Source organism: Lonepinella sp. MS14436, assembly GCF_042470565.1.
In the GTDB taxonomy this organism is placed as follows: domain Bacteria; phylum Pseudomonadota; class Gammaproteobacteria; order Enterobacterales; family Pasteurellaceae; genus Lonepinella.
In genome coordinates this window covers 2,097,520-2,122,720 of the sequence record NZ_CP170385.1, presented here as the reverse complement: position 1 = coordinate 2,122,720, position 25,201 = coordinate 2,097,520, and the positions used below count along the sequence as shown (strand labels likewise).

The window sequence follows — 25,201 nt, the reverse complement described above, 5'->3', positions numbered from 1 at the left end:
ACAACAAATGAATTTATACAACATCAAACACCCAGAACAACAAGTCAACTTCGCCCAAGCCGTCCGTCAAGGCTTAGGTAAAGATCAGGGCTTATTTTTCCCTGCAACCATTCCGCAATTAAGCAATATTGACGAATTATTGGCGTTGCCTTTAGTAGAACGCAGCCAAAAAATTTTAAGGGCATTAATCGGTGATGAAATCCCAGCCGACAAACTCAATGCTATGGTGAAAAATGCCTTTACGTTCCCCGCTCCCGTGGCGAAAGTGGCGGAGAATATTTACGCTTTAGAATTATTCCACGGTCCAACATTAGCCTTTAAAGACTTCGGCGGTCGCTTTATGGCACAAGCTCTTGCTACTGTGCGGGGTGATGGCAAAATCACTATTTTAACCGCCACTTCAGGCGACACGGGTGCCGCCGTAGCACATGCTTTTTATGGTCTTGAAAACATTGAAGTGGTGATTCTTTATCCAAAAGGCAAAATCAGCCCGTTACAAGAAAAATTATTCTGCACCCTCGGGGGCAATATTCGCACGGTGGCGATTAACGCCGACTTCGATGCTTGCCAAACCCTTGTTAAACAAGCCTTTGATGATGAAGAACTCCGTCAAGCCATTGGTTTAAACTCGGCGAACTCAATTAATATCAGTCGATTACTGGCTCAAGTGTGCTACTATTTTGAAGCTGCAGCCCAATTAACTGCTGAACAACGCCAAAATTTGGTGGTATCCGTGCCAAGTGGTAACTTCGGTAATTTAACCGCTGGCTTAATCGCTAAAACCTTAGGCTTGCCAATCAAACGCTTTATTGCCTCCACCAACGCCAACGACACGGTGCCACGTTACTTACAAACAGGCGAATGGCAACCCAATGCAACAGTGGCTACGCTATCTAATGCCATGGACGTAAGCCGACCAAACAACTGGCCTCGGGTAGAAGAATTATTTAAACGCAACGGTTGGAGCTTAAACGAACTAGGTTCAGGGGCATTAAATGACGCTGAAACGGAAACGGCACTGAAAGCTCAATACGCCCAAGGTTATTTATGCGAACCACACGGTGCGATCGCTTACCAAGTGTTAAAAGATCAGTTGCAAGAGGGAGAAACGGGCTTATTCCTTTGCACCGCTCACCCAGCCAAATTTAAAGAAAGCGTAGAGCGAATTTTAGGTATCGAATTGCCATTGCCCGATGCCTTAGACAAACACAACAAATTGCCGTTATTGTCTGATGAAATGGACAATGATTTTGCTACTTTAAGAGCGTATTTGTTGAAATAATCAGATAAAGTGCGGTGAAAAAAATACAAAAATTTTTAACCGCACTTTTTTTCATAAAGGAAGAAATGATGATAAAAGTTTACGGTATCAAAAACTGCGACACTGTGAAAAAAGCCTTAAAATGGCTTACCGATAATCATATTGAACATCAACTACACGACTATCGTGTGGACGGTTTGACAGCTGATTTTTTAGCTAAAGCAGAAAGCCAATTCGGTTGGCAAAATCTGGTTAATAAACGTAGTACCACGTGGCGAAATTTAGCGGAAGATGTGAAAAAAAATCTTGAAAAAAACACCGCACTTCAAGTGATTGCAGAACAACCTACGCTAATTAAACGTCCGATTATTTTGCAAGATGGCATGGCGTTAATTGGATTTGACCAAACTGAATATCAACACACGTTTAAATAAAATGAAGAACGACATTCTCTCTCTCGCTCAAAATCTTATTCGCCGTCCCTCTATCAGCCCAGACGATCAGGGGTGTCAACAGGTAATAGCAGAACGCCTTGAAAAATTAGGCTTTAGCATTGAATGGTTGCCCTTTAATGACACCTTAAATCTGTGGGCAAAACACGGCTCAACCGCTCCGATTGTTGCCTTTGCAGGGCATACCGATGTGGTGCCTGCTGGCGATGAAAGCCAATGGACATATCCACCTTTTGTCGCCGACGTGGTGGGCGATATGCTGTATGGACGGGGTGCAGCGGATATGAAAGGGTCGCTGGCGGCGATGGTGGTCGCCGTAGAAGACTATGTCAAAGTTAACCCAAATCATCAAGGCACGATTGCATTGTTAATTACTTCTGATGAAGAAGCCACCGCCAAAGACGGTACCGTACGAGTGGTGGAAACCTTAATGGCTCGTGGTGAAAACATTGATTATTGTCTTGTAGGCGAACCGTCTAGCTCAAAAACGCTCGGCGATATTGTGAAAAACGGCAGACGAGGCTCGATCACGGGCAATCTCTATATTCAAGGCATTCAAGGACACGTTGCCTATCCCCATTTAGCCGAAAATCCTGTACATAGAGCAGTCCCCTTTTTGCAAGAACTCACCACCTACCAATGGGATAACGGTAATGAATTTTTTCCGCCTACCAGTTTGCAAATCGCCAATATTCAAGCTGGCACAGGCAGTAATAATGTGATCCCTGGCGAGCTTTTTGTGCAATTCAACTTACGCTATTGCACCGAAGTTACCGATGACAGCATTAAAAATAAAGTGGCTGAAATGTTGGCAAAATATGGATTAAAATATCGTATTGAGTGGAATCTGTCGGGAAAACCGTTTTTAACCAAACCGAATAAATTGGTGAAAGCGGTCGTTGAAGCCCTTGAAAAAATCGTCAAAATTTCACCGCAATTAGACACTGGCGGTGGTACCTCCGATGCTCGTTTTATCGCCTTAATGGGGGGAGAAGTGGTGGAACTTGGACCGCTTAATGCCACGATTCATAAAGTCGATGAATGTGTGAGTGTAACGGATCTTGCAATATTGGGAAAGGTTTATAAAAGTATATTGGAAAAATTATTGTAGCAAATGACTACATATTTGCCAGCAAGATTAAACGTTGTATAGCTACAGTGTGGCGTTACGTTACGTTCTTAACTATGTACGCAAATACAGATTAAAATAAAAATAAATATAGTGGTTTAATATCCAGTCTGATATAATTCACTCGCTAGCATGGGGCTAGAAACAGCAAACCCCACGCTGACGAGTGGGGCTTACAAAAAGGGACTGGATTATGCTCTTTCAACTCTTAATCCTAGTTATCTTGATTTTAATTAGCTTTTCAGTTTATTAAAACAGATAATTAAAAGCCCTAGCAGAGAATTGAGCCACTCTGCTAGGCAGTTCCTAAATAATAGCGTTATGTTTACTAAAAATCAAGACAAAAATATGAAATTAACCATTGATCAATTAACGGGTAAATCTCGCACGCATTTAGTGTCATTACCTTGTCCACATTCGCCAAACCATTTTTTGCAACCGCAAGCTGTGCAAGCCTTTCAAGGGTTACAACAAAGTGCGGTGCAAAATGGCTTTAATTTACAGCCAGCCAGTAGCTTTCGGGATTTTCAACGCCAGCAGTTAATTTGGAATGCGAAGTTTAATGGGGAGCGAAAAGTACATGATGATCAAGGCAATGCCATTGATCTGAGCAGATTAGATGATTGGCAAAAAGCACAAGCAATCTTGCGTTGGTCAGCAATGCCAGGAGCAAGCCGTCATCATTGGGGAACGGAAATTGATTTTTTTGATCCTGATTTATTACCAGTTAATCAACCTTTGCAGCTTGAACCTTGGGAATATCAACAGGGGGGGTATTTTTTTGAATTAAGCCAATTTCTGCAAGAAAAATTACCGCACTTTGATTTCGCCCTACCTTTTATGCAATGCAATAAATATCTTAATGTTGGGCGTGAGCCTTGGCATATTAGTTATTTACCGTTAGCTGATATTGCTGAACAGCAACTTAATCCTGAGATTTTGTTGCAAGTTTGGCAAAATGAGCAAATTGCAGGAAAAATAACCCTAGAGAAAAATATAAATAAAGTTTTTAAGCAATTTTTGAGCTAAAATAAGCAACTTGAATCATTAAGGTTTATCGATCTCAAATAATTAAGGAAGTATAAAATGTCAGAAGAAAAAAGTTTCCCGTCCAGTAAAAGTAGAAATCGTAAAAAAGCGTTAGGTATTTTTCTGTTTATTTTAATTTTTATTGCGTTAGCGACAGGGTTGTATTGGTACTTTTTTCTTAAAGGCTATGAAAGTACGGAAGATGCTTATGTGAGCGGTAATCAGGTGATGATTTCCTCTCAAGTGAGTGGTAATGTTCAGCAAATTAATGTGGATAATATGGATTTTGTGCATCAAGGCGATGTGTTATTATCCTTAGATAACAGTGACTTACAGCTTGCTTTTGAACAAGCTCAAAGCAATCTAGCGAATGCGGTTCGTCAAATCTCGCAATTAACTTATACTGTAAAACAACTTACTGCATCGGTGCAAAGTAAAACGGTTAGCCTTGAGCAAGCTCGTGGTAATTTACACCGCCGTGAAAAATTAAATCAAACGCAATCTATTGATAAAGAAAGCTATTTGCATGCGAAAGAAGCTGTAGAATTGGCAAAAGTAGATTTAATTGCAACACAAAATCAATTAGCAGCTAATCAAGCGTTATTACTTGATGTGCCATTAGATCAGCAACCGAGCGTATTGGGAGCAGTGAGCCAGTTAAAACAGGCTTGGTTAAACTTACAACGTAGTAAAATTGTTAGCCCGATTGATGGTTATGTGGCACGTCGTAGTGTGCAAGTTGGGCAGAAAGTATCCGTGGGGTCGGCATTATTAGCGGTGGTTCCTGCGGAGCAGATGTGGATTGATGCTAATTTTAAAGAAACGCAGTTAAGAGATATGCGACTTGGTCAACCAGTCAAAGTAAAAGTGGATTTATACGGCGATAAAGTAGAATTTAATGGTACCGTAGTAGGTATTGATATGGGGACAGGCAGTGCATTTTCTTTATTACCAGCACAAAATGCCACAGGTAACTGGATTAAAGTGGTGCAACGTGTGCCAGTTCGTATTGCGTTGGAGCCTGAGCAGTTACAAAAATATCCATTGCGTATTGGTTTATCTTCGCACGTAATTGTGAATGTGCAACAAACAGACGGCGAAGTATTAGGTGTTAGCCGTGACAATACCTTGTATTCAACCTCAAGTCTTGTTTATGACCAAACTGCGGTGGAAAATTTAATTCATTCCATTATTTCGCAAAATATATATTAAGGCGGTTGGCTATGCAAAAACCAGTTCATGGGGTTGCACTTGCCATAATGACGATTGCTTTGGCATTGGCAACCTTTATGCAGGTATTAGACTCTACTATTGCCAATGTTGCGATTCCTACCATAGCTGGGGATTTAGGGGCATCAACTAGTCAAGGGACTTGGGTTATTACTTCTTTTGGGGTTGCCAATGCTATTGCGATTCCAATTACAGGCTGGCTGGCTAAACGTTTTGGCGAAGTGCGGTTATTTTTATTGGCAACGTTAGGTTTTGTGATTGCTTCTTGGTTATGTGGCATTTCACACAGCCTTGAAATGCTGATTCTATGCCGAATATTACAAGGTCTAGCGGCGGGTCCTATTGTTCCTCTTTCACAAAGTTTATTGCTAAATAATTATCCCCCTGAGAAACGTGGTATGGCATTGGCGTTTTGGTCAATGACGGTGGTGGTTGCCCCTATTTTTGGTCCAATTTTAGGCGGTTGGATCAGCGATAACTTACATTGGGGTTGGATCTTTTTTATTAATATTCCTATTGGGATAGCGGTTATTTTTATGACATGGAAAACCTTAGGGGATAGAGAAACACCAACAGAACATCGTCCAGTAGATTTAATCGGGTTAAGCCTATTAGTGTTAGGTGTGGGTTGTTTGCAGTTGATGTTAGACCAAGGTCGTGAACAAGACTGGTTTAATTCCACCGAAATTGTCGTGCTTACCATTGTATCTGCTATCGCTTTAATTGCTTTAGTGATTTGGTCGTTGACCGATGATAATCCCATTATAGATATTTCCCTGTTTCAAAAACGTAACTTTGTAATTGGTTGTTTATGTTCTAGTTTAGCCTTTTTAGTCTATCTTGGATCCGTTGTGCTGATTCCGTTGTTATTACAACAAGTTTATGGCTACACCGCCACTTGGGCAGGTTTAGCCGCAGCTCCAGTAGGGTTATTACCAATTTTTCTTTCGCCAATTATCGGACGATTTGGGCATCGACTTGATATGCGAGCATTGGTAACATTCAGCTTTATTATGTATGCCGTCACTTTCTATTGGCGAGCCGTTACCTTTGAAACGGCAAGTACTTTCTGGGATTTTGCTTTACCACAATTTGTGCAGGGTTTAGCGGTAGCTTGTTTCTTTATGCCGTTGACGACTATTACGTTATCAGGCTTACCACCACAAAAAATGGCATCAGCGTCCAGTTTATTTAACTTTTTACGGACATTAGCAGGTTCGGTGGGAACATCATTAACCACGTTCTTATGGTATCGCCGTGAAGCTATGCACCATACCAGATTAACCGAAATTATTACTCCTTATGATCTAAATTCCCAAATGTATTATCAACATTTAGGGCAAACAGGATTAAATGATACTCAAATTTCCAGTATGTTAGCCAGAACGATTACTGAACAAGGGTTTATTATTGGAGCAAATGAGATTTTTTGGTTGTCTTCAATTTTATTCTTAATTTTGGTGATAGTAGTCTGGTTTGCCAGACCACCATTTGGGGGAAGACATTAGGGAATGAAAAAAGTGCGGTGAAAAACACCGTACTTTTCCGAAATATTAACGTTCTACAATCACGCCGACAGAGCTGGCTTGAGCCACGGCTTTCAGCTTATGTAATTCAATGCGTAAGGATTGAATGCCATATTGTTGTTGCAACAAATCAGCGACTTTGTGAGCAACCGTTTCCACTAATTTAAATGGCTGATTTTCCACAAAATCGAGAATTTTCTCGGAAATTTCTGCATAATTTAAACAATATTGCAGATCGTCTGTTTCTACGGCTTGTTTAAAATCCCATGCCATTTCAATATTAAATATTAATTTTTGTTTAATGGTATGTTCCCAGTCGTAGGCACCAATACTGGCAAATGCCGTGAGTTCGTAAATAAACACTTTGTCTGTCATCTTATTCCTTAAAATTTCAATTTTTCCACTGCGGTTTGGATATTTTCCGCTTGAGTAATGGCGGAAATTACCGCAACACCATCCGCTCCCGCTTGTTTTAATGTGTGAGCATTATACTGATTTATGCCACCAATCACCACAAAAGGCTTGGTTAAAGCGTAATCCTTTAATTTTTCTACAAATTCTACGCCTAGAACAGCAGAATGATCAGCTTTTGAACCCGTGGGAAAAATCGGACCAACACCGATATAATCAATTTCTGCTTGCTGTTGAGCTGCTAAAACTTGAGCTAAATTATTGGTCGATAATCCTATAATCAGCTTGTTTTGTGTATGTTGCAATACTTGTTGAATTGCCATATCAGTTTGCCCAACATGAATACCATCTGCACCAATTTCAATGGCTAATGCCACGTTATCATTAACAATCAAGGGTACATCATATTGGCGACAAAGGGAAAGGCATTGTTTGGCGAGTTGTTTTTGTTGGTCAGGTTGATTTTCCAGAGAGTTTTTTCCTTTGTCACGAAATTGAAAGCAAGTGATGCCAGCTCTCAACGCTTGCTGCAAAATGCTTAGCAAATTTTGGGCTGGATTGCCAGCCAAATGCTGGCAATCTTGCGTGCCAGCAATAAAATAAACGGATAGCATCTGTTGGATTTTTTGTTTATTTTTCATCTTGATACGCCCAATGGTTAGTAGGACCGTGACCATGTCCGATATTTAATGGATGACTGATGGCTGCGGTGATATAGGCTTTTGCGGTGCGAATGGCTTGTTCTACACTGTTGCCTTTAGCGAGTTCAGCGGTAATACAAGCAGAAAAAGTACAACCTGTACCGTGAGTGTGTGGTGTTGGAAAACGTTTCGCTTGTAATGTGAAGCGGTCAGTTGGGGTGAAAACCCAGTCTAAACACACCGCACTTTGCGAATTGCCACTGTGTCCGCCTTTAATTACTACGGTTTCCACGCCCCATTGTTGCAACAAGCGAGCCGCCTTTTCCGCACTCGCATCATCCACCACCTTAATCCCTGTTAAGGCTTCCGCTTCAGGCAAATTCGGCGTAATCACCGTGGCTTTGGGTAAAATATACTGCTTCAACGCTGCCACCGCATCTTGTTGCAACAAAGACGCTCCGCCTTTGGCGATCATTACAGGATCTAACACAATTTGTGGAAACTGATATTGTTCCAAATTTTCCGCCACACACTGAATAATTTCCGCATTACCCAGCATACCAATCTTCACCGCCTGAATATCAAAATCTTCTGCTACGGCTTTGATTTGGGCGGAAATAGTGGCAAGGGGAATAGGGGCAATATCAAATACACCCTGTGTATTTTGAGCAGTCACTGCCGTGATTGCCACCGTGCCAAACACACCACGCATTTGAAAGGTTTTTAAATCCGCTTGGATTCCAGCACCGCCACCGCTATCGGAGCCTGCGATGGTTAAGGCTTGAGCTATATTATTCATAATTTACCCTCGCAAATGCGGTGATTTTTTCATTAGAAATGACCGCTAGTTGATCTAGAAATTGTACGGCAAAGCTGCCTAATTGGTTATCTAAATTTTGAGCTGCTAATTCTCCTGCCACTGCATAACAAGTACATGCTTCAACGCAGGCAGTGAATTCATCACCTTGTTTGGCGACAGCCAAAAATGCACCAACGGTGGCACCGAGTAAACAGCCTGATCCTGTAATTTTAGGAAATAGAGGTGTACCATTATAGATTTTGGCGACTTGTTTGCCATCACTGATATAATCTATTTCTCCACTAATAGCGACACAACATTGATATTTTTGTGCAGCAATACGAGCAATTTCAGCAATATCACCTTCACCATTTCCAGCATCAACCCCTTTCGCTTGCCATGCTACATCGGCTAAAAAAGCCACTTCACTCACATTACCACGGATAGCAGAAATATTGACTTTATCTAAAATTTTCCGCACCGTAGCACGGCGATAAGCAGTTGCCCCTGCACCAACAGGATCTAACACCACAGGCACACCGTTTTGGTTAGCAGCTTGACCAGCTAGGATCATTGCATCTACATCAAAGGGGTGGATCGTGCCAATATTGATCAAAAGTGCGTTGGAAAATTGTTGAATTTCCTCCACTTCTTCTGCCATTGTTGACATAAAAGGTGATGCTCCCAAAGCGAGTAAACCGTTGGCGGAAAAATTGGTAACAACAATATTGGTCATACAATGCACCAGTGGATTGCATTCACGAATAAGATCTAAATATCTGAATTGCATAGAATTTCCTTTGTAGATTATTGAAAGAAAAGATACGCAATAATGGTTGGAAAGGATAAATCGATAGTAAAGATAGTTCCCTACGCCAGTATTAGCTGTATCAGGTTTTACGGGTATTATCTCAGCCATTATGCTGTTTAACAGTACAATAGCACCCCGACTATGTGTTTAGTGTAGATTGATTTTTATGTTAATACAAGTAGATATATTTATTTTCTGGTTAAAATCATAAACCGCAGATCATAAGCATTTTGCTCATCTTTAGGGCGAGTTTCATCAAATTCAATTTGCCATTCATTCCAGTTGATTGCAGGAAAAAATGTATCACCTTCTAATTCCGTTTGAATTTGGGTGAAATAAAGTTTATCGGCTTGAGGCAAATATTGCTTAAATAATTGACCGCCACCGATGAGCATAATTTCCTGATTTTCTGGTAAATCTTTGACAAATTCCACCGCACTTTCAAGGCTATTTTTCCAAATTACCCCAGCATATTCAAAGGGTTGTCGAGAAAGCACAATATTGGTGCGTTTTGGTAACGGGCGACCGATACTTTCAAAAGTTTTCCGCCCCATAACCACAACTTTATCTTGAGTATTCTGGCGAAACCAAGCCAAATCCGCGGGTAGATGCCACGGCATTTGGTTGTCTTTACCAATGACCCAATTTTGGGTTGCAGCAACAATTAAACTTAAACTCATCGCTTATGCTTCTCTTATGTTTTTTAGGCTTCGCTATCGAACCAACCACGGATAAATTGAATAGAGAAGAACAAGGTAATCAATCCTAGGAAGTAGAAAATATAGCTTAAAATTGGCATAGACGGACTGGTATCGGTAGCTTCTTTCATTGAAATCATATTACGGTATTCATCAAAAATAACTAAACGCCAGCCATAATATTTGACTTCGACCATTTGTTTACTACCCGCAAATTTAGAAGCCTTGGCTTGTAAATCAGCTGAACCAAATTTGAAATAGAAAGGAAAACCCCAACGAGTATCTTCATTGCGATACACCATCGGTTTTTCTTCATCTGCTTTTTGTGTATAGATATAATACACATCACGAGTCGGACCGTCTGCTGGATTGGCTTTAGTAATCGGACCGTCTTTATCCACACGTTTGACTTCAACACCCGTAACATAAGTGGTGTCATAATGTGGGAAAATAAAATGAATCCCTGAGAATAAAACGGCGTGAAATAAAATCACCACGATAAATAAGAAGTATTTGATAATTTTACGCATAAATGTTTCCCTTATGTTAGCAACTTTTTTATTGTACCTGAATTTTAAACAAACGTTCAAAGTTTTTCGTGGTTTGTTCCGCAAATTGTTCAGCTGTAAGTCCTTTTAAAGTCGCTACATAATCACACACTTCTCGGGTATAGGCTGGTTGATTTTGTTTGCCACGATAAGGCACAGGTGCTAAATATGGGCTGTCAGTTTCTACTAACAAACGATCCAACGGCACATAACGAATTACGTCACGAATGTCTTCGGCATTTTTAAAGGTGACAATGCCTGAACAAGAAATATAAAATCCCAAATCTAACGCTTGTTTAGCAAAATCCATGCTTTCGGTGAAACAATGAATCACACCACCACATTTTTCCGCATGATTATCTTGCAACAAACGAATAGTGTCATCTCCTGCTGCACGAGTATGAATAATCACTGGCTTATCTAATTGATTTGCGACATTAATTTGGCTGGCAAAAATATCTTGTTGCAAAGATTTATTGTCTGCACTGTAATAATAATCCAAACCGATTTCGCCAATGGCAACCACTTTGGGATGTTGAGCCAGTTGAATTAAGCGTTCCACATCATAGGGTTCGTCATCTAAATCCAACGGATGTACGCCACAAGCGAGCGATACGTCATCTCGGTGAGCAAGGCTATCTCGTTGTTTTTCAAAGCGACTTAGTGTTACGCCAATAGTTAATAAATGTTGCACGCCACGAGCTTTCGCTTTTTCAATAACATCATCAATATTGTGATGTAGATTTTCATAATCTAACGCATCTAAATGGCAATGGCTATCTACAATAAACATAGGGGGCTGTTAATCCTTATTTTTTGTTATTTTTCAAATACATCTGTAATCAGTTTAGTTAAGCCGTCCAGTAAAATAATTTCCTGATTGACCGCATTAATTTGGATTAAATCCAACCGCATTTTTTGTATTATTTGGTTGGCTTTGAGTAAGCCAAGAGTAGTTTGTTTTTGATTAAATTGTTGTATGCCTTTGACTAAATCCTGACAGATCCAATTTGTTTTAATCTTTAATTTATCTTTTAACGCATCAGATAAAAAAGCAGAAAGCCAGTCAATTTGCTGGAAAATCAGTTCTTTATCAAATAACGGCAATAATTCTAATGGTGAACAGCGAATATAATATACCCAAAATTGACGCAAAAATTCTCGGCGTTTTTCCATTAAGCCTTGTTGTAAAAAGGCTAATGTTGACAATGGGCGATGATAATTAATACGAAGTGCGGTTAAAATTTGCGATGTTTCTTCATCACATTGCGATTGCAACCATGGTATAGCCATATCTTGCACTGGAACATTGACTAACCATGTCTGACAACGGCTATAAATAGTCACCATTAATGGTGATGACAGATCCGCTTGCAATAAAAAATAGCTGTTGGGACGTGGTTCTTCTAAGGTTTTTAAAATCGCATTTGCCGCCGCTTCCGTTAAGCGTTCTGCCCCTTGCACTAATACGATTTTATTACCATTTTGTTGAGCGTGTTGATTAACCATATCGTTAATCTCACGTACCTGATCTACGCCGATATCTTTATTTTCAATGGGAGCAAGCAAATGAAAATCGGGATGGTTGCCAGCGTTCATCAGCTGGCAAGCATGACAATGACCACATGGTTTTTGGCTTTCTTGACAGATTAAAAATTTCGCCACCGCATTGATCAAGTTTTCCGCCCCTACGCCTTGTTCCGCCTTAAATAACAGAGCATGATGTCCATGCCCTTGTGAAAAAGCATGGGTGATTTGCTGATAAATTGGGGCGAGCCAAGGGTATAAGGTGTTCATAAGTAAGTAAATTTTATTATGTTTTTAATAAGGCGACAACATCTTTTAGTGTTTTGCTTTCATTATTATCTACACTAAGATTAAGCAAGGGCATTATAAAGCAAGTCAGCATTAATAAAAAGGATGAAATCTTATTGTTTGTGACATAACACTTGATTATGTGTATCATTTAGGTATACACTGTGCCAAAATATGATCGGTAAGAAGAATAATGAGTAATCAAGAAAAGGTAAATCAACTTAAAAAAACAGGTTTATTTTTAAAGTGGTTTAATGGGTTAAAAGATCCTATTGGCAAATCAGCGATCATCAAACGAATTGAACGAGCTGAAAAAGGTAATTTTGGTGACCATAAATCAGTTGGTGATGGTGTTTTTGAAATGCGAATTGCCGTTAAGTCAGGTTATCGAGTGTATTACGGTAAAATGGGCGACAAAATTTATTTATTGCTTTGCGGTGGCAATAAATCCAGTCAAGAAAAAGATATAGCTTTAGCAAAAGATGTGTGGAATTTAGTGAAACAGAAGGAAAAAGCAGATGACTTTATCAGCAAGTGATTTAGAGATTAGTGATTTTGATGCAGCGGAATTATTAACCGATGAAGAAACCATTGCTGCTTATTTGACAGCCTCTTTTGCTAGTGGTGATCAGGCGGAATTATTACAGGCACTGAATACGGTGGCTAGGGCAAGGGGAATGACGGAGTTATCCAGAAAAACAGGTATTCAGCGAGAAAGCCTGTATCGTACGCTATCAGGTTCAAGTCAACCCCGTTTTGACACTATTGCCAAAATTTCATCTGCACTTGGGGTTGCTATTGAATTTACACCGAAAGTAGCATATTAATCTGTTTGCAAATCTACAAATTTTTGCACCGCACTTTTTATGTCAGTGCTGACTTTTTCAATAGATTGCCCCGCATTGATGATGACGGCTTTGGGATCTTGAGCGACTAATTCCAAATAACGCTCACGAGTGCGGTGGAAAAAATCTAAATTTTGTTGTTCAATGCGATCCAATTCGCCACGCCCTTTTGCTCTGGCTAAACCTTGAGCGGGTTCAATATCTAAATATAGCGTAAAATCGGGAGAAAAATCGCCTAAAATGCTATTTTTTAAATTTTCCATAAAATCCCGATCAAGCCCACGACCACCGCCTTGATAGGCTTGTGAAGACATATCATGGCGATCACCGATTACCCATTTTCCTTGTGCTAAGGCTGGTTTAATCACATTTTCCACTAATTGAATACGAGCAGCATACAGCATCAGTAATTCTGCTTTGTCGGTGACAGCTTCTGGGGTTTCATGTTTGATTAAGTCACGTAATTTTTCTGCTAATGGCGTGCCACCAGGTTCACGGGTAAATACTAAATCGGTAATACCATTAGCTTGTAATTGTTCCACAATAGCATTGCGAGCGGTAGTTTTACCTGCACCTTCTAAGCCTTCCAGTACAATAAATTTTCCTGTCATTTTATGGGTTATCCGTTTTATTTTTGTCTGTTTTATTTTGGCGATACCAACGTAAATAGTCTTGCACTGCCCGATTGTGTTCGGTTAAATTTCGGCTAAATTTATGTCCACCCGTACCATCTGCCACAAAGTAGAGAAAATCTGTTTTTTCAGGGTGAGCCACCGCTTGCAAGGCACTTTCACTTGGGTTGGTAATCGGTGTAGGTGGTAAACCATCAATAACATAGGTATTATAAGGCGTTGGTGTTTCTAAATCTTTTTTGCGAATATTACCATTATAATTTTCACCCATGCCATAAATCACAGTGGGGTCAGTTTGTAATTTTATATTGTGTTTTAAACGGTTAACAAAAACAGAAGCAATTAATCCTCGTTCCGCCTGAACACCGCTTTCTTTTTCTACAATAGATGCCAAAATCAACATCTCATAGGGGCTTTTTAACGGCAAATCATCATCTCTTTCTGCCCATAATTTATCCAATAATTTTTGCGTACGACTGGTCGCTCGTTTTAATAATGCCAGATCTGTAGAATTTGGTACATAATTATAGGTATCAGGATAAATCCAACCCTCTAAAGAATGAAGATTATTTGTTGGTAATTCAAGTAATTGCAATAATTCTTCATCATTTTTATCTTGTACAGATTGTGCTAAGTGCGGTGCGTTTTGCAAAGATTTTTTCATTTCTCGCCAAGTTTCACCGTCAGTAAAACGTAAGCTAAATTGTGCTTCTTTACCCTCATTTAGAATAGTTAATACATCTGCAACAGTATTTGCACCATTAAGGGAATAAGTTCCCGCTTTAATATTATTTAATTGCGGTTGTAATTTTAAAACCCAAGGCAACCATTTGGCATCAGCGACTAATTGTTGTTGCTCAAATAGCGTAGCGAGTTTTTTACCTGTCGTGCCTCGATTAATGACGAGCAGCTGATCTTGTTGAACGCTAATTGATTGATTGAGCGTCTGTTGAATTTGGTGATAACCCCAACCGCCGATAGCAAGGATAATGATGAATAATAGAAGTAAGATTTTTTTCATTATTTTTGTGCTTTTATTTTTTGAATTTTGACCAAATTTTGCTTTCTTGTCCACGCCATAAACGCTGAATATTCTCATGATGACGATAAATTAATAAGCAACAAACTAATGCCACGGGGAAAGTATATTCAGGCTTGAAATACCACACATATAATGGGGTAAGCAGTGCAGCAATGACAGCACTCAGGGAAGAATAACCGCTAATCGCAAAGACTAACAACCAAGTCCCGATCATGGAACCTGCCACTCCCCAAGCAATCGGAGCAATGGATCCAAACGCTGTGGCAACGCCTTTCCCGCCTTTAAATTTAAAGAAAATCGGGAAAATATGTCCCAAGCAAGCACCTAGGGCAACCATGCCTAATTCAAAATGGGTTAAGCCTAAATAATAACCTGCCCAAACAGGCAACATACCTTTTAATATATCGAAAATTAACACCGTTAAGCTCGCCCAACGACCACCCAAACGGAACACGTTCGTGGCACCAGGATTATGTGAACCCTCAGAGCGTGGATCGGGTAAACCGACTATTCGACAAACCAAAATTGCACTGGAAATTGAACCAAGCAAATAGGCAAATAGCATATAACAAAGGGCAAACAGGCTCATGGGTTTTTCTCGATAATTAAATAATCTCTATTCTACCTAAATTTATTAGGGTTAGGCTAATGATATTTTTGACATAAAGAATAACAGTACGACTGATCGGATTTTTAAAAAAGAAAATGAGGCAAACTATGCCCCATTTATTGAGATAATTAGAACGTATTACACTGCGTTGGATCGCCAGTTTTTAGACCGCGTTGAAACCATTGCAAACGTTGTGCCGATGTGCCATGAGTAAAACTATCTGGCACTACATAACCTTGACTACGTTTTTGTAAACGATCGTCGCCGACAGCTTCAGCCGCCCTAAAGGCTTCTTCTAAATCGCCAGTTTCCAGCAAATTATTTTGTGCTGCTTGATAACCCCAAACCCCTGCAAAGCAGTCTGCTTGTAATTCTAATTTAACCGATAGTGCATTAGCTTGTGATGGATTTTGTTGTTGAACACGGTTAATTTTAGGCAAAATACCTAGTACATTCTGCACATGATGTCCCACTTCGTGAGCAATCACATAAGCAAAAGCTGTATCACCTGCTGCACCGAGCTGATTTTTCATATCCGCATAAAAAGATAAATCTAAATAGACTTTTTGATCGTTCGGACAATAAAAAGGTCCCATGGCAGACTGTCCTGTACCGCAAGCTGTTGCTGTGGCACCATAATAAAGCACCATGGTTGGAGCCACATATTTCTGTCCATTTTTACTGAAATAGCTTTGCCAAGTTTTTTCTGTATCTCGTAATACCACACGAGAAAGCTCATTTAGGTTTTGTTCTTCTTGAGCTGATAATTTAGCAGAACTACTGGTTGCACCGCCTAAACCTGCGGTATCCATTCCCACTAAACCAGATAAATCCACACCATAATAAGCACCCACTAATAATATGATAAAACCGAGTACCCCTGTTTTTTTACCACCGCTGATTCTGGAACCCGAACCACGTCTGTCTTCTACATTTGAACTTTGTTCTCTACCTTGCCAACGCATAAATTTTGACTCACTTATTGTAAATATAGTGATTATATTCTACCTGAAAAATAGTAAAGTGCGGTTAAAATTTTAAAAATTTATGGACTTCTTATAATGCTTTGGTTATTGTAAGTAAGGTTTTATCAGAATAGCCTGATAAATATTTTAGTAATCATACACAAGAAGGAAAGAAAAGTGGGTTTATTTGATTTCGTAGGAAACATTGGTAAAAAAATTTTTGGTAAAGATGAAGATCCGTCAAAAGCGGTGACAAATCACATTGCTGAAGATAACCCAGGGATTGACAATGTTGCTGTTACCGTTGAAAACGGTGTGGCTAAAATTTCTGGTGATGCAACATCTGCCAGTGCTTTAGAAAAAGCGATTTTAATGGCGGGTAACATTGTTGGTGTTGAAAGTGTTAACGTTGATGCAGTGAAGTTAGCTAACGGCGAACAGTTAGCCACGGAAGATGAGTTTTATGTGATTCAAAAAGGCGATACGCTTTCTGCTATTGCTAAAAAATTCTATGGTAATGCAGCTAAATATCCTGCCATCGTGGCAGCTAACAAAGAAGTGATTAAAGATGCAGATAAGATCTTCCTAGGTCAGAAGATTCGTGTGCCGAAAGCACTTTAATTGACATTTTAAGATTATTGATCCCATTGCAAGCAATGGGATTTTTTATGTACAAAATTTCTGCTCGACTGAACGATAATATTTAGCTATAATTCGCCAGTTTATTTTTATTCAAACTTATATTCAGCCTCGGTTATTCAGTCAAAGTGACTGGCTGGGTTTCATCAATTTAAAGGAAAAGAACAATGTCAACTATTGAAACAACTCAAGGTTTAGAACGTCGTGTAAGCATTACTGTACCAGCGGAAAACGTAAAAACAGCGGTACGTGAAGAAACAAAACGTGCGGCAAAAAATGTGCGTGTAGATGGTTTCCGTAAAGGTCATGTGCCTGCTCAAATCGTGGAAAAACGCTTTGGTGCGTCAATTCGTCAAGATGTATTAAATGATTTATTACCACGTCATTTCTTTGATTTAATGTTTAAAGAGAAGGTGAACCTTGCTGGTCGTCCAACTTTTGCTATTGAAAAATTTGAAGATGGTCAAGATTTAGTATTTACCGCGACCTTTGAAGTTTATCCAGAAGTCGAATTAAAAGGTTTGGAAAATATTAAGGTTGAAAAACCAAGCGTTGAAATTACCGAAGCCGATGTTGACAATATGGTGAACGTATTACGTAAACAACAAGCAACTTGGTCTGAAAGCAAAGACGCAGCTAAGGCTGAAGATCGTGTGACGATTGATTTTGTAGGATCTGTAGATGGTGAGGAATTTGAGGGCGGTAAAGCGACAGATTTCGTGTTAGCCATGGGACAAGGTCGCATGATTCCTGGTTTTGAAGATGGAATAGTTGGTCATAAAGCAGGCGAGCAATTTGATATTGATGTGACTTTCCCTGCGGAATATCATGCTGAAAACTTAAAAGGTAAAGCTGCAAAATTTGCCATTACCTTGAAAAAAGTAGAAGTGCAAGTATTACCTGAATTAACCGATGAGTTTGTGGCGAAATTTGGTCCAAATACTAAAACTGTCGATGATTTACGTGCAGAAATTCGTAAAAATATGCAACGTGAATTGAAAAATGCGTTAGTGGCTCGTGTTAAACAACAAGTGATTGATGGTTTGATTGCTGAAAATGCGATTGAAGTGCCAGTTTCTGCGGTAGATGAAGAAATTGAAGTGTTACGCAAACAAGCTGCACAACGTTTTGGTGGCAACGCTCAACAAACAGCTCAATTACCACGTGAATTATTTGAAGAACAGGCTAAACGTCGTGTTCAAGTAGGCTTATTATTCTCCGCAGTGATTAAAGCGAATGAATTAAAAGCCGATGAAGACTTGGTGAAAGCGATGATTGCAGATATTGCTTCCGCTTATGAGCAACCAGCCGAAGTGGTTGAATATTACAGTAAAAACAATGAATTAATGGGTAATGTACGTAATGTTGTATTAGAAGAACAAGCAGTTAATGCAGTATTAGCAAAAGCGCAAGTGACTGAAAAAGCAGCTTCTTTTGATGAGATTATGAACCCTAAAGCCTAATTTCATTTAATATCTTAAAGTGCGGTTATTTTTTGGCGAGTTTTAAAATTCGTTAAAAATTAACCGCACTTTTTGTTTAATTTGTTTAGTCAAAGTGCTTTTTCGGGTAGAATAGCCCAAACTTGATAATTTTACGGAGAAGGTTATGTCAGTTATTCCTATGGTCGTTGAGCAAAATGCTCGTGGTGAGCGTGCTTACGATATTTACTCACGCTTGTTAAAAGAACGTGTCATTTTTTTAAGCGGTGAAGTTGAAGACAATATGGCGAATTTAATTGTCGCTCAATTATTATTTTTAGAATCTGAAAATCCAGATAAAGATATTAATATTTATATTAACAGCCCAGGTGGTTCAGTGACGGCGGGTATGGCGATTTATGATACCATGCAATTTATTAAGCCAGATGTGCGTACCCTGTGTATCGGTCAAGCCTGTTCCATGGGGGCGTTTTTATTAGCAGGTGGAACCGCTGGCAAACGTGCGGCATTACCTCATGCTCGCGTAATGATTCACCAGCCTTTAGGCGGTTTCCGTGGTCAAGCGTCAGATATTCAGATTCATGCCCAAGAAATTTTAAAAATTAAGCATACTTTAAATGAACGTTTGGCATTCCATACGGGACAACCGCTTGAAAAAATTGAGAAAGATACTGACCGTGATAATTTTATGTCAGCCGAAGAAGCCAGAGTTTACGGCTTAGTGGATAATGTGTTAGTTAAACGTTAAAAAGAAAGAATTGGAAAGTAAAAATGGCAAATGAAAAAGATACCTGCTGTTCATTTTGTGGTAAAGCACAAGATGAGGTAGGCAAATTAATTGCAGGGACTTCTGGCTATATTTGTGGTGATTGTATTGAGCTTTGCCACGGTCTATTGCAAGAAGAAAAAGCAGAAGACGTTGTAGAACAACAAGATACGGTTAAAAAAGAAGAAACCAAACTGCCGACTCCACATGAAATTCGAGCTAATTTAGATGATTACGTAATCGGTCAAGATTATGCTAAAAAGGTATTAGCCGTGGCATTATATAATCATTACAAACGGTTACGTTCCAATCATCAAACTGATGAAGTGGAATTAAGCAAAAGTAATGTGTTGTTAATCGGTCCTACTGGGAGTGGGAAAACCTTATTAGCTCAAACCTTGGCTCGTATGTTAAATGTACCTTTTGCTATGGCAGATGCCACTACCTTAACCGAAGCAGGATATGTGGGTGAAGATGTAGAAAATGTGATTCAACGCTTATTGCAAAATTGCGATTACGATACGGAAAAAGCCGAGCAAGGGATTATTTATATTGATGAGATTGATAAAATTACCCGTAAATCAGAGAACCCATCAATTACTCGAGATGTATCAGGTGAAGGGGTGCAACAGGCCTTGTTAAAATTGATTGAAGGCACGGTAGCTTCCATTCCACCACAAGGCGGACGTAAACATCCACAACAGGATATGTTGAAAGTCGATACATCAAAAATCCTGTTTATTTGTGGTGGTGCATTCTCGGGTTTAGATAAAATTGTCCAAAAACGTGTTCACGTAGGGAGTGGTATCGGTTTTGGTGCAGAAGTGAAAGGCGAGCAAGATGAATTAAGTCTGTCGGAATTATTCCAACAAATTGAAACGGAAGACTTGATTAAATTCGGTATGATTCCTGAATTTGTAGGGCGTTTACCTGTGGTTGCTCCATTAAGTGAATTAGATGAACAGGCATTAATTCAGATTTTAACTGAACCAAAAAATGCGTTAGTGAAGCAATATCAAGCTCTGTTTAGTTTAGAAGATGTGAAATTGGAATTTACGCAAGAAGCCTTGATAGCTATGGCAAAAAAAGCCCTTGCTCGTAAAACAGGTGCGAGGGGGCTACGTTCTATTGTTGAAGGTGTGTTGTTAGATACCATGTACGATTTACCGTCTATGGAGAATTTAGCCAAAGTCGTGGTAGATGAAAGCGTCATTAATGATGATGCAAAACCGACATTAGAATACAGATAGTGTTTTTATCCCCCAAAGTGCGGTTAAATTAACCGCACTTTTTACCTATTCACCTTGAACTTCGCCATGGTTAGCCTTATATTAGTTCCATGTAACCGAATTTTAGATAAAGAGAAAGAAGATGACAGCAGAACAGGATAAACAACGAAAAATTCCCGTCCTTCCATTAAGAGATGTAGTGGTTTTCCCGTATATGGTGATGCCATTATTTGTAGGGCGTGAGAAATCTATTCGTAGCCTTGAACAAGCTATGGAATCGGGCAAGCAATTATTATTAGTTTCACAAAAACAAGCTGATATTGAAGAACCTAATATTGCAGATTTATTTGATGTCGGCACTATTGTTAATATCATTCAATTATTGAAATTGCCAGATGGTACTGTCAAAGTGCTAGTAGAAGGGCAACAACGTGCTAAGATCACAGAAATTACTGACGATGGCTATTTTTCCGCACATATCAATTTGATTGCGACCAGTTTTGGTGAAGAAAAAGATATGCAGGTGTTGCGTGATGTGATTTTGAGTGAGTTTGATCAATTTGTTAAACAGAACAAAAAAATTCAGCCAGAAATGGTTAATGCACTAAGCTCTATTATAGAATTTGATCGCTTTGCTGATACGTTGGCGGCACATTTACCGATTGCATTACGTCATAAACAAGCCGTGTTAGAACAACCTAATGTGCAAGCTCGGCTGGAATATTTGCTCGGGGCAATGGAAAGCGAAACTGACTTAATGCAAGTGGAAAAACGCATTCGCAGCAAAGTCAAAGAACAAATGGAAAAAACGCAACGTAATTATTATCTAAACGAACAGATTAAAGCAATCCGTAAAGAACTAGGTAATGATGATGAAAATCCAGATGAAAGCGAATTAGACCAGTTAGCTAAAAAATTAGAACAAGCTAAACTACCAGCGGAAGCGAAAGAAAAGGTAGAAGCAGAGTTGAAAAAGCTAAAAATGATGTCGCCTATGTCATCTGAAGCAACCGTGATTCGTGGCTATATTGACTGGATGTTGCAAGTACCTTGGTATAAAACCACCAAAGTGAAAAAAGATTTAGCCAAAGCACAACAAGTGTTGGATGCTGACCATTACGGTTTAGAACGGGTGAAAGAACGCATTTTAGAATATCTTGCCGTGCAAACAAGATTGAATAAACTTAAAGGACCTATTCTCTGTTTGGTTGGTCCACCAGGGGTGGGGAAAACCTCTCTTGGTCAATCTATTGCCAATGCCACAGGGCGTAAATATGTGCGTATGGCATTAGGTGGTGTGCGTGATGAAGCGGAAATTCGTGGACACCGCAAAACCTATATTGGTTCATTACCAGGTAAATTGATTCAAAAAATGGCAAAAGTAGGGGTCAAAAATCCGTTATTCTTGCTTGATGAAATTGATAAAATGGCAATGGATCACCGTGGTGATCCCGCTTCTGCCTTGTTGGAAGTGCTTGATCCAGAACAGAACACGAAGTTTAATGACCATTATTTAGAAGTGGATTACGATTTATCTGATGTGATGTTTGTAGCAACTTCTAATTCCATGAATATACCAGCACCGTTGTTGGATCGTATGGAAGTGATTCGCCTATCAGGTTATACTGAAGATGAGAAATTGAATATTGCTACAGGGCATTTAATCGCCAAGCAAATGGAACGCAACGGCTTAAAAGCAGGTGAGTTAATCATTGAAGACAGTGCGATTTTAGATATTATTCGCTACTACACACGTGAAGCAGGCGTACGTAGTCTTGAGCGTGAAATTTCTAAAATTTGTCGTAAAACCGTGAAAAATTTATTGCTAAATAAAAAAGCCAAATCTATTACGGTCAATGCAGCAAATTTACACGATTATCTCGGTGTGAAACGCTTTGACTTCGGTTTAGCGGATACTCAAAATCGGGTGGGAGAAGTGACAGGTCTTGCTTGGACAGAAGTGGGCGGTGATTTACTGACTATTGAAACGGCCTCTGTGGTGGGTAAAGGTAAATTAACCTTTACGGGTTCTCTTGGCGATGTAATGAAAGAGAGTATTCAAGCCGCCATGACAGTCGTCCGTTCTCGTGCCGAGAAATTGGGTATTGCTAACGACTTCCATGAAAAACGCGATATTCATATTCACGTGCCAGACGGAGCGACCCCGAAAGATGGTCCGAGTGCTGGGATTGCCATGTGTACCGCACTGGTTTCTTGCTTAACGGGTAATCCTGTGCGTGCTGATGTGGCAATGACAGGTGAAATTAGCTTACGTGGTAAAGTATTACCCATCGGTGGTTTAAAAGAGAAATTGCTGGCGGCTCACCGTGGTGGTATTAAAACCGTGATTATTCCAAAAGAGAACGTGAAAGATTTGGAAGAAATCCCTGAAAATGCCAAAAATAATTTAACCATTCATGCGGTAGAAAGTATTGATGAAGTGTTAACCATTGCATTACAGAATCCACCAGAAGGTGTTGAAATCGTTAAACTTTCACCAGTAAATGTAGTGAAAGTGCCACGTACCCGAAAAACCAGCAAGATTGCACCAACGGTGAACTAATCATTAGGTTGTGAAACCGTGCTTTTTTTAAAGTGCGGTTTTTTTTCACCGCAGTTTCGTTTATAATTCATAAAATTTTTAGATAACAATAGGATTAATGCCCATGTTCATGGAAAAAATGCACAACGCATCAAATAGTGGTGTGGCAAAAGCCATTATGGCAGTCATCGCCATTTCATTCGTCATTACTGGTATGTATGGCTATCTTGGTGCAAGTGTGGATACTTCAGCGGTGAAAGTGAATGGTGAAGAAGTTTCTCAACATCAATTCCAACAACAATATAATGATGAATATCAACGTATCAGTAATCAACTTGGTGCAGAATTTGCTGCTGTCGCAGACACGCCAGAATTCAGTCAAGGATTAAGAAGTACGGTATTGAATCGTTTGATTGATCAGCAATTATTAACGCAATATGTGAATGATTTAAATTTAACCGTCAGTGACGAACGTATTAAGCAAGAAATCGTCAGAACGCCAATGTTCCAAATTGATGGCAAATTTAGTAATGATGCTTACCAACAGGTATTACGTACTAATGGTATGAATGCAGATATGTACGCTCAATATTTACGTGAATCTTTGCGTTTAGAACAGTTGCAACATGGTTTAGCCGAAACCGAGTTTTTAATGCCAAAAACGCAAAATGAATTTGCTCAATTATTTTTCCAACAACGTCAAGTGCGTTTAGCTCGTTTACCGTTAGCGAATGAATTAAATAAACAGAGCGTAACAGAGCAAGAAATTGCCGATCATTATAATGCGAATAAATCTGCTTTTATCGTGCCAGAATTAGTCAAAGTGCAATATATTGATTTAACTAAAGCCGTAGTAGAAAAGAATGTGACGGTTACTGACACCGCAATTCAACAATATTATCAAGACAATAAAGATCAATTTAGCACTAAAGCCCAACAACAGTTGGCATATATTCAATTACCGAACGAAAAAGAAGCGTTAGATGTATATGAAGCCCTACAAAACGGAGCAGATTTTGCGGAATTAGCTAAAACAAAATCTAGTGATAAATTATCTGCAGAAAAGGGCGGTGATTTAGGTTGGTTAAATAATGGTGATTTACCAAAAGATTTTGAAGATGCAGCGACTTTAGTTGAAGTAGGTAAATATAGCACCCCAATTAAAGTGGATAACAATTATTATATTGTGAAAGTGAAAGATCGTAAAGAAGCTGTCGTGCTACCATTAGAGCAAGTGAAAGATAAGGTTATCGCACAGGTTCGTCAAGAATTACTCAATACCCAATTCTATACCGTGGAGAAGAAAGTCGCAGAAAAAGCCTTTGAAGATCAAGCATCGTTAAAATCGGCAGCCGCAGTTATCGGTGCGGAAATTAAAGAAACAGATTATTTCCCACGCAATGCGTTACCAAAAGAGTTAAATTTCCCATCTGTAGTAAATGCAATTTTTGATGGCGACGTGTCGCAAGGTAATGTAAATTCTGAACCGATGAATGTCGGTGAACAGCATTCTATCGTGGTTCGAGTGTTGGATCATAAAGCTCAAGGTACAAAAAGTTTAGATGAAGCTAAAGCTGAAATTGAAACTTTCTTAAAACATCAAAAAGCGGAAAAAGCTGTATTAGCTCAAGCGGAAAGCCTAGTTAAAGGATTAACGGAAACAGGTACATTACCTGATAATGTGAAATTCGGAGCAGAAGAAAAATGGGTTTATGCAGAAAATAAAGATCCAGTCTTAAATGATGTGATTTTTGCCATGAAAGCGGAAAACGGTAAAAAGGCTTATCAAGCGGCTAAAACCAATAGTGGTGATGTGGTGATTGTGGTATTAGATAAAATTGAAAATGCGAACGTAGAAGATGCAGTTCGCCGTCAATTTGATTTGCAAGTAGAACGTAACAAAGCGACTGATTTGCAGGTGAACTTACTGAAATCCCTACGTGCCAAAGCAAAAATCGAGATTAATGAAGATTTTATGAAACAACAATCTGAATAATTATTTTTCAAGTTGTTTTAAGCCTATTGTCTTAATAATGATGCAATAGGCTTTTATTTTGCTAATTTTTGCAAAATTAGCTAGTTTTTGACCGCACTTTATGGTATAAATTGCACCGCTTTTTCCCAATTCTAAAACCATGG

At 39.3% G+C, this 25,201-nt stretch carries 26 protein-coding genes and 1 riboswitch; of the genes, 14 read left to right on the top strand and 12 right to left on the bottom strand.

Annotated elements, in window-relative coordinates; genetic code table 11:
• Nucleotides 1–7 precede the first annotated feature (7 nt).
• The 6 genes from thrC (at nucleotide 8) to O1Q81_RS10210 (ending at nucleotide 6,609) form a co-directional block, all read left to right on the top strand.
• Nucleotides 8–1,282, top strand: coding sequence for a threonine synthase (gene thrC / locus O1Q81_RS10235; protein ID WP_386697522.1), 1,275 nt, complete (start codon nucleotides 8–10; stop codon nucleotides 1,280–1,282).
• A 68-nt stretch (nucleotides 1,283–1,350) separates the two neighbouring features.
• Nucleotides 1,351–1,695 carry an ArsC family reductase gene (locus O1Q81_RS10230; protein ID WP_386697520.1) on the top strand — a complete coding sequence of 115 codons (345 nt, stop codon included), beginning with the start codon at nucleotides 1,351–1,353 and terminating at the stop codon, nucleotides 1,693–1,695.
• A gap of 1 nt (nucleotide 1,696) precedes the next feature.
• Nucleotides 1,697–2,824 carry a succinyl-diaminopimelate desuccinylase gene (gene dapE, locus O1Q81_RS10225; RefSeq protein WP_386697517.1) on the top strand — a complete coding sequence of 376 codons (1,128 nt, stop codon included), beginning with the start codon at nucleotides 1,697–1,699 and terminating at the stop codon, nucleotides 2,822–2,824.
• 366 nt (nucleotides 2,825–3,190) lie between these two features.
• The gene (locus O1Q81_RS10220; protein ID WP_386687564.1) at nucleotides 3,191–3,871 is read left to right on the top strand and encodes a M15 family metallopeptidase; all 681 of its coding nucleotides are present in this window, start codon (nucleotides 3,191–3,193) and stop codon (nucleotides 3,869–3,871) included.
• Nucleotides 3,872–3,928: 57 nt separating this feature from the next.
• Nucleotides 3,929–5,083, top strand: a complete 1,155-nt coding sequence (locus O1Q81_RS10215) for an EmrA/EmrK family multidrug efflux transporter periplasmic adaptor subunit (RefSeq protein ID WP_386694878.1) — start codon at nucleotides 3,929–3,931, stop codon at nucleotides 5,081–5,083.
• Between the two features lie 11 nt (nucleotides 5,084–5,094).
• Nucleotides 5,095–6,609 (top strand): DHA2 family efflux MFS transporter permease subunit, encoded by a 1,515-nt coding sequence (locus tag O1Q81_RS10210; protein ID WP_386691333.1) that lies wholly within the window; start codon nucleotides 5,095–5,097, stop codon nucleotides 6,607–6,609.
• A 45-nt stretch (nucleotides 6,610–6,654) separates the two neighbouring features.
• Here the strand turns inward: O1Q81_RS10210 and folB are convergent, their stop codons facing one another.
• The 8 genes from folB to O1Q81_RS10170 form a co-directional block, all read right to left on the bottom strand.
• Nucleotides 6,655–7,002, bottom strand: a complete 348-nt coding sequence (folB, locus tag O1Q81_RS10205) for a dihydroneopterin aldolase (RefSeq protein ID WP_386697516.1) — start codon at nucleotides 7,000–7,002, stop codon at nucleotides 6,655–6,657.
• Nucleotides 7,003–7,010: 8 nt separating this feature from the next.
• Nucleotides 7,011–7,679 (bottom strand): thiamine phosphate synthase, encoded by a 669-nt coding sequence (thiE, locus tag O1Q81_RS10200; RefSeq protein ID WP_386697513.1) that lies wholly within the window; start codon nucleotides 7,677–7,679, stop codon nucleotides 7,011–7,013.
• Complete coding sequence (gene thiD / locus O1Q81_RS10195; RefSeq protein ID WP_386697510.1) at nucleotides 7,669–8,478, bottom strand: bifunctional hydroxymethylpyrimidine kinase/phosphomethylpyrimidine kinase; 810 nt, start codon at nucleotides 8,476–8,478, stop codon at nucleotides 7,669–7,671. The genes thiE and thiD overlap by 11 nt, the downstream gene beginning before the upstream one ends.
• Nucleotides 8,471–9,268 (bottom strand): hydroxyethylthiazole kinase, encoded by a 798-nt coding sequence (gene thiM / locus O1Q81_RS10190; protein ID WP_386687552.1) that lies wholly within the window; start codon nucleotides 9,266–9,268, stop codon nucleotides 8,471–8,473. The genes thiD and thiM overlap by 8 nt, the downstream gene beginning before the upstream one ends.
• A gap of 60 nt (nucleotides 9,269–9,328) precedes the next feature.
• Nucleotides 9,329–9,437: riboswitch (TPP riboswitch) on the bottom strand.
• Between the two features lie 40 nt (nucleotides 9,438–9,477).
• Nucleotides 9,478–9,969 carry a type 3 dihydrofolate reductase gene (gene folA, locus O1Q81_RS10185; protein WP_386687550.1) on the bottom strand — a complete coding sequence of 164 codons (492 nt, stop codon included), beginning with the start codon at nucleotides 9,967–9,969 and terminating at the stop codon, nucleotides 9,478–9,480.
• 23 nt (nucleotides 9,970–9,992) lie between these two features.
• The gene (locus O1Q81_RS10180) at nucleotides 9,993–10,517 is read right to left on the bottom strand and encodes a DUF1523 family protein (protein WP_386687548.1); all 525 of its coding nucleotides are present in this window, start codon (nucleotides 10,515–10,517) and stop codon (nucleotides 9,993–9,995) included.
• Between the two features lie 28 nt (nucleotides 10,518–10,545).
• Entirely contained in the window at nucleotides 10,546–11,328 is a 783-nt protein-coding gene (locus tag O1Q81_RS10175; RefSeq protein WP_386697507.1) for a TatD family hydrolase, read from the bottom strand.
• 26 nt (nucleotides 11,329–11,354) lie between these two features.
• Complete coding sequence (locus O1Q81_RS10170) at nucleotides 11,355–12,332, bottom strand: DNA polymerase III subunit delta' (RefSeq protein WP_386697505.1); 978 nt, start codon at nucleotides 12,330–12,332, stop codon at nucleotides 11,355–11,357.
• A gap of 211 nt (nucleotides 12,333–12,543) precedes the next feature.
• Between O1Q81_RS10170 and O1Q81_RS10165 the strand changes: the two genes are divergently transcribed.
• Nucleotides 12,544–12,888 (top strand): type II toxin-antitoxin system RelE/ParE family toxin, encoded by a 345-nt coding sequence (locus O1Q81_RS10165; RefSeq protein ID WP_386697502.1) that lies wholly within the window; start codon nucleotides 12,544–12,546, stop codon nucleotides 12,886–12,888.
• Nucleotides 12,869–13,177 carry an addiction module antidote protein gene (locus O1Q81_RS10160; protein ID WP_386687541.1) on the top strand — a complete coding sequence of 103 codons (309 nt, stop codon included), beginning with the start codon at nucleotides 12,869–12,871 and terminating at the stop codon, nucleotides 13,175–13,177. Before O1Q81_RS10165 ends, O1Q81_RS10160 begins: the two co-directional genes overlap by 20 nt.
• Here O1Q81_RS10160 and tmk read toward each other — a convergent pair.
• The 4 genes from tmk to O1Q81_RS10140 all read right to left on the bottom strand — a co-directional run bounded on the left by tmk (nucleotide 13,174) and on the right by O1Q81_RS10140 (nucleotide 16,444).
• Complete coding sequence (gene tmk, locus O1Q81_RS10155; RefSeq protein ID WP_386697499.1) at nucleotides 13,174–13,806, bottom strand: dTMP kinase; 633 nt, start codon at nucleotides 13,804–13,806, stop codon at nucleotides 13,174–13,176. The two genes, O1Q81_RS10160 and tmk, sit on opposite strands and share 4 nt — an antisense overlap.
• A gap of 1 nt (nucleotide 13,807) precedes the next feature.
• Nucleotides 13,808–14,848 carry an endolytic transglycosylase MltG gene (mltG, locus tag O1Q81_RS10150; RefSeq protein WP_386687537.1) on the bottom strand — a complete coding sequence of 347 codons (1,041 nt, stop codon included), beginning with the start codon at nucleotides 14,846–14,848 and terminating at the stop codon, nucleotides 13,808–13,810.
• 13 nt (nucleotides 14,849–14,861) lie between these two features.
• Nucleotides 14,862–15,458 carry a glycerol-3-phosphate 1-O-acyltransferase PlsY gene (gene plsY / locus O1Q81_RS10145; RefSeq protein WP_386687535.1) on the bottom strand — a complete coding sequence of 199 codons (597 nt, stop codon included), beginning with the start codon at nucleotides 15,456–15,458 and terminating at the stop codon, nucleotides 14,862–14,864.
• 149 nt (nucleotides 15,459–15,607) lie between these two features.
• Nucleotides 15,608–16,444: a neutral zinc metallopeptidase gene (locus O1Q81_RS10140; protein ID WP_386687533.1), complete on the bottom strand. Its 837-nt coding sequence runs from the start codon at nucleotides 16,442–16,444 to the stop codon at nucleotides 15,608–15,610.
• 177 nt (nucleotides 16,445–16,621) lie between these two features.
• Here O1Q81_RS10140 and lysM point away from each other — a divergent pair, with 177 nt between their 5' ends.
• The 6 genes from lysM (at nucleotide 16,622) to ppiD (ending at nucleotide 25,058) form a co-directional block, all read left to right on the top strand.
• Nucleotides 16,622–17,065, top strand: coding sequence for a peptidoglycan-binding protein LysM (gene lysM / locus O1Q81_RS10135; RefSeq protein WP_386697497.1), 444 nt, complete (start codon nucleotides 16,622–16,624; stop codon nucleotides 17,063–17,065).
• Between the two features lie 185 nt (nucleotides 17,066–17,250).
• A complete protein-coding gene (gene tig, locus O1Q81_RS10130; RefSeq protein ID WP_386687530.1) occupies nucleotides 17,251–18,546 on the top strand; it encodes a trigger factor in 1,296 nt (431 codons plus the stop codon).
• 145 nt (nucleotides 18,547–18,691) lie between these two features.
• The gene (gene clpP / locus O1Q81_RS10125; protein WP_386687528.1) at nucleotides 18,692–19,273 is read left to right on the top strand and encodes an ATP-dependent Clp endopeptidase proteolytic subunit ClpP; all 582 of its coding nucleotides are present in this window, start codon (nucleotides 18,692–18,694) and stop codon (nucleotides 19,271–19,273) included.
• A gap of 23 nt (nucleotides 19,274–19,296) precedes the next feature.
• Entirely contained in the window at nucleotides 19,297–20,541 is a 1,245-nt protein-coding gene (gene clpX / locus O1Q81_RS10120; protein ID WP_386694864.1) for an ATP-dependent protease ATP-binding subunit ClpX, read from the top strand.
• 121 nt (nucleotides 20,542–20,662) lie between these two features.
• A complete protein-coding gene (gene lon, locus O1Q81_RS10115) occupies nucleotides 20,663–23,083 on the top strand; it encodes an endopeptidase La (RefSeq protein WP_386691307.1) in 2,421 nt (806 codons plus the stop codon).
• A 103-nt stretch (nucleotides 23,084–23,186) separates the two neighbouring features.
• A complete protein-coding gene (gene ppiD / locus O1Q81_RS10110) occupies nucleotides 23,187–25,058 on the top strand; it encodes a peptidylprolyl isomerase (protein WP_386697494.1) in 1,872 nt (623 codons plus the stop codon).
• The last annotated feature ends 143 nt before the right edge of the window (nucleotides 25,059–25,201 follow it).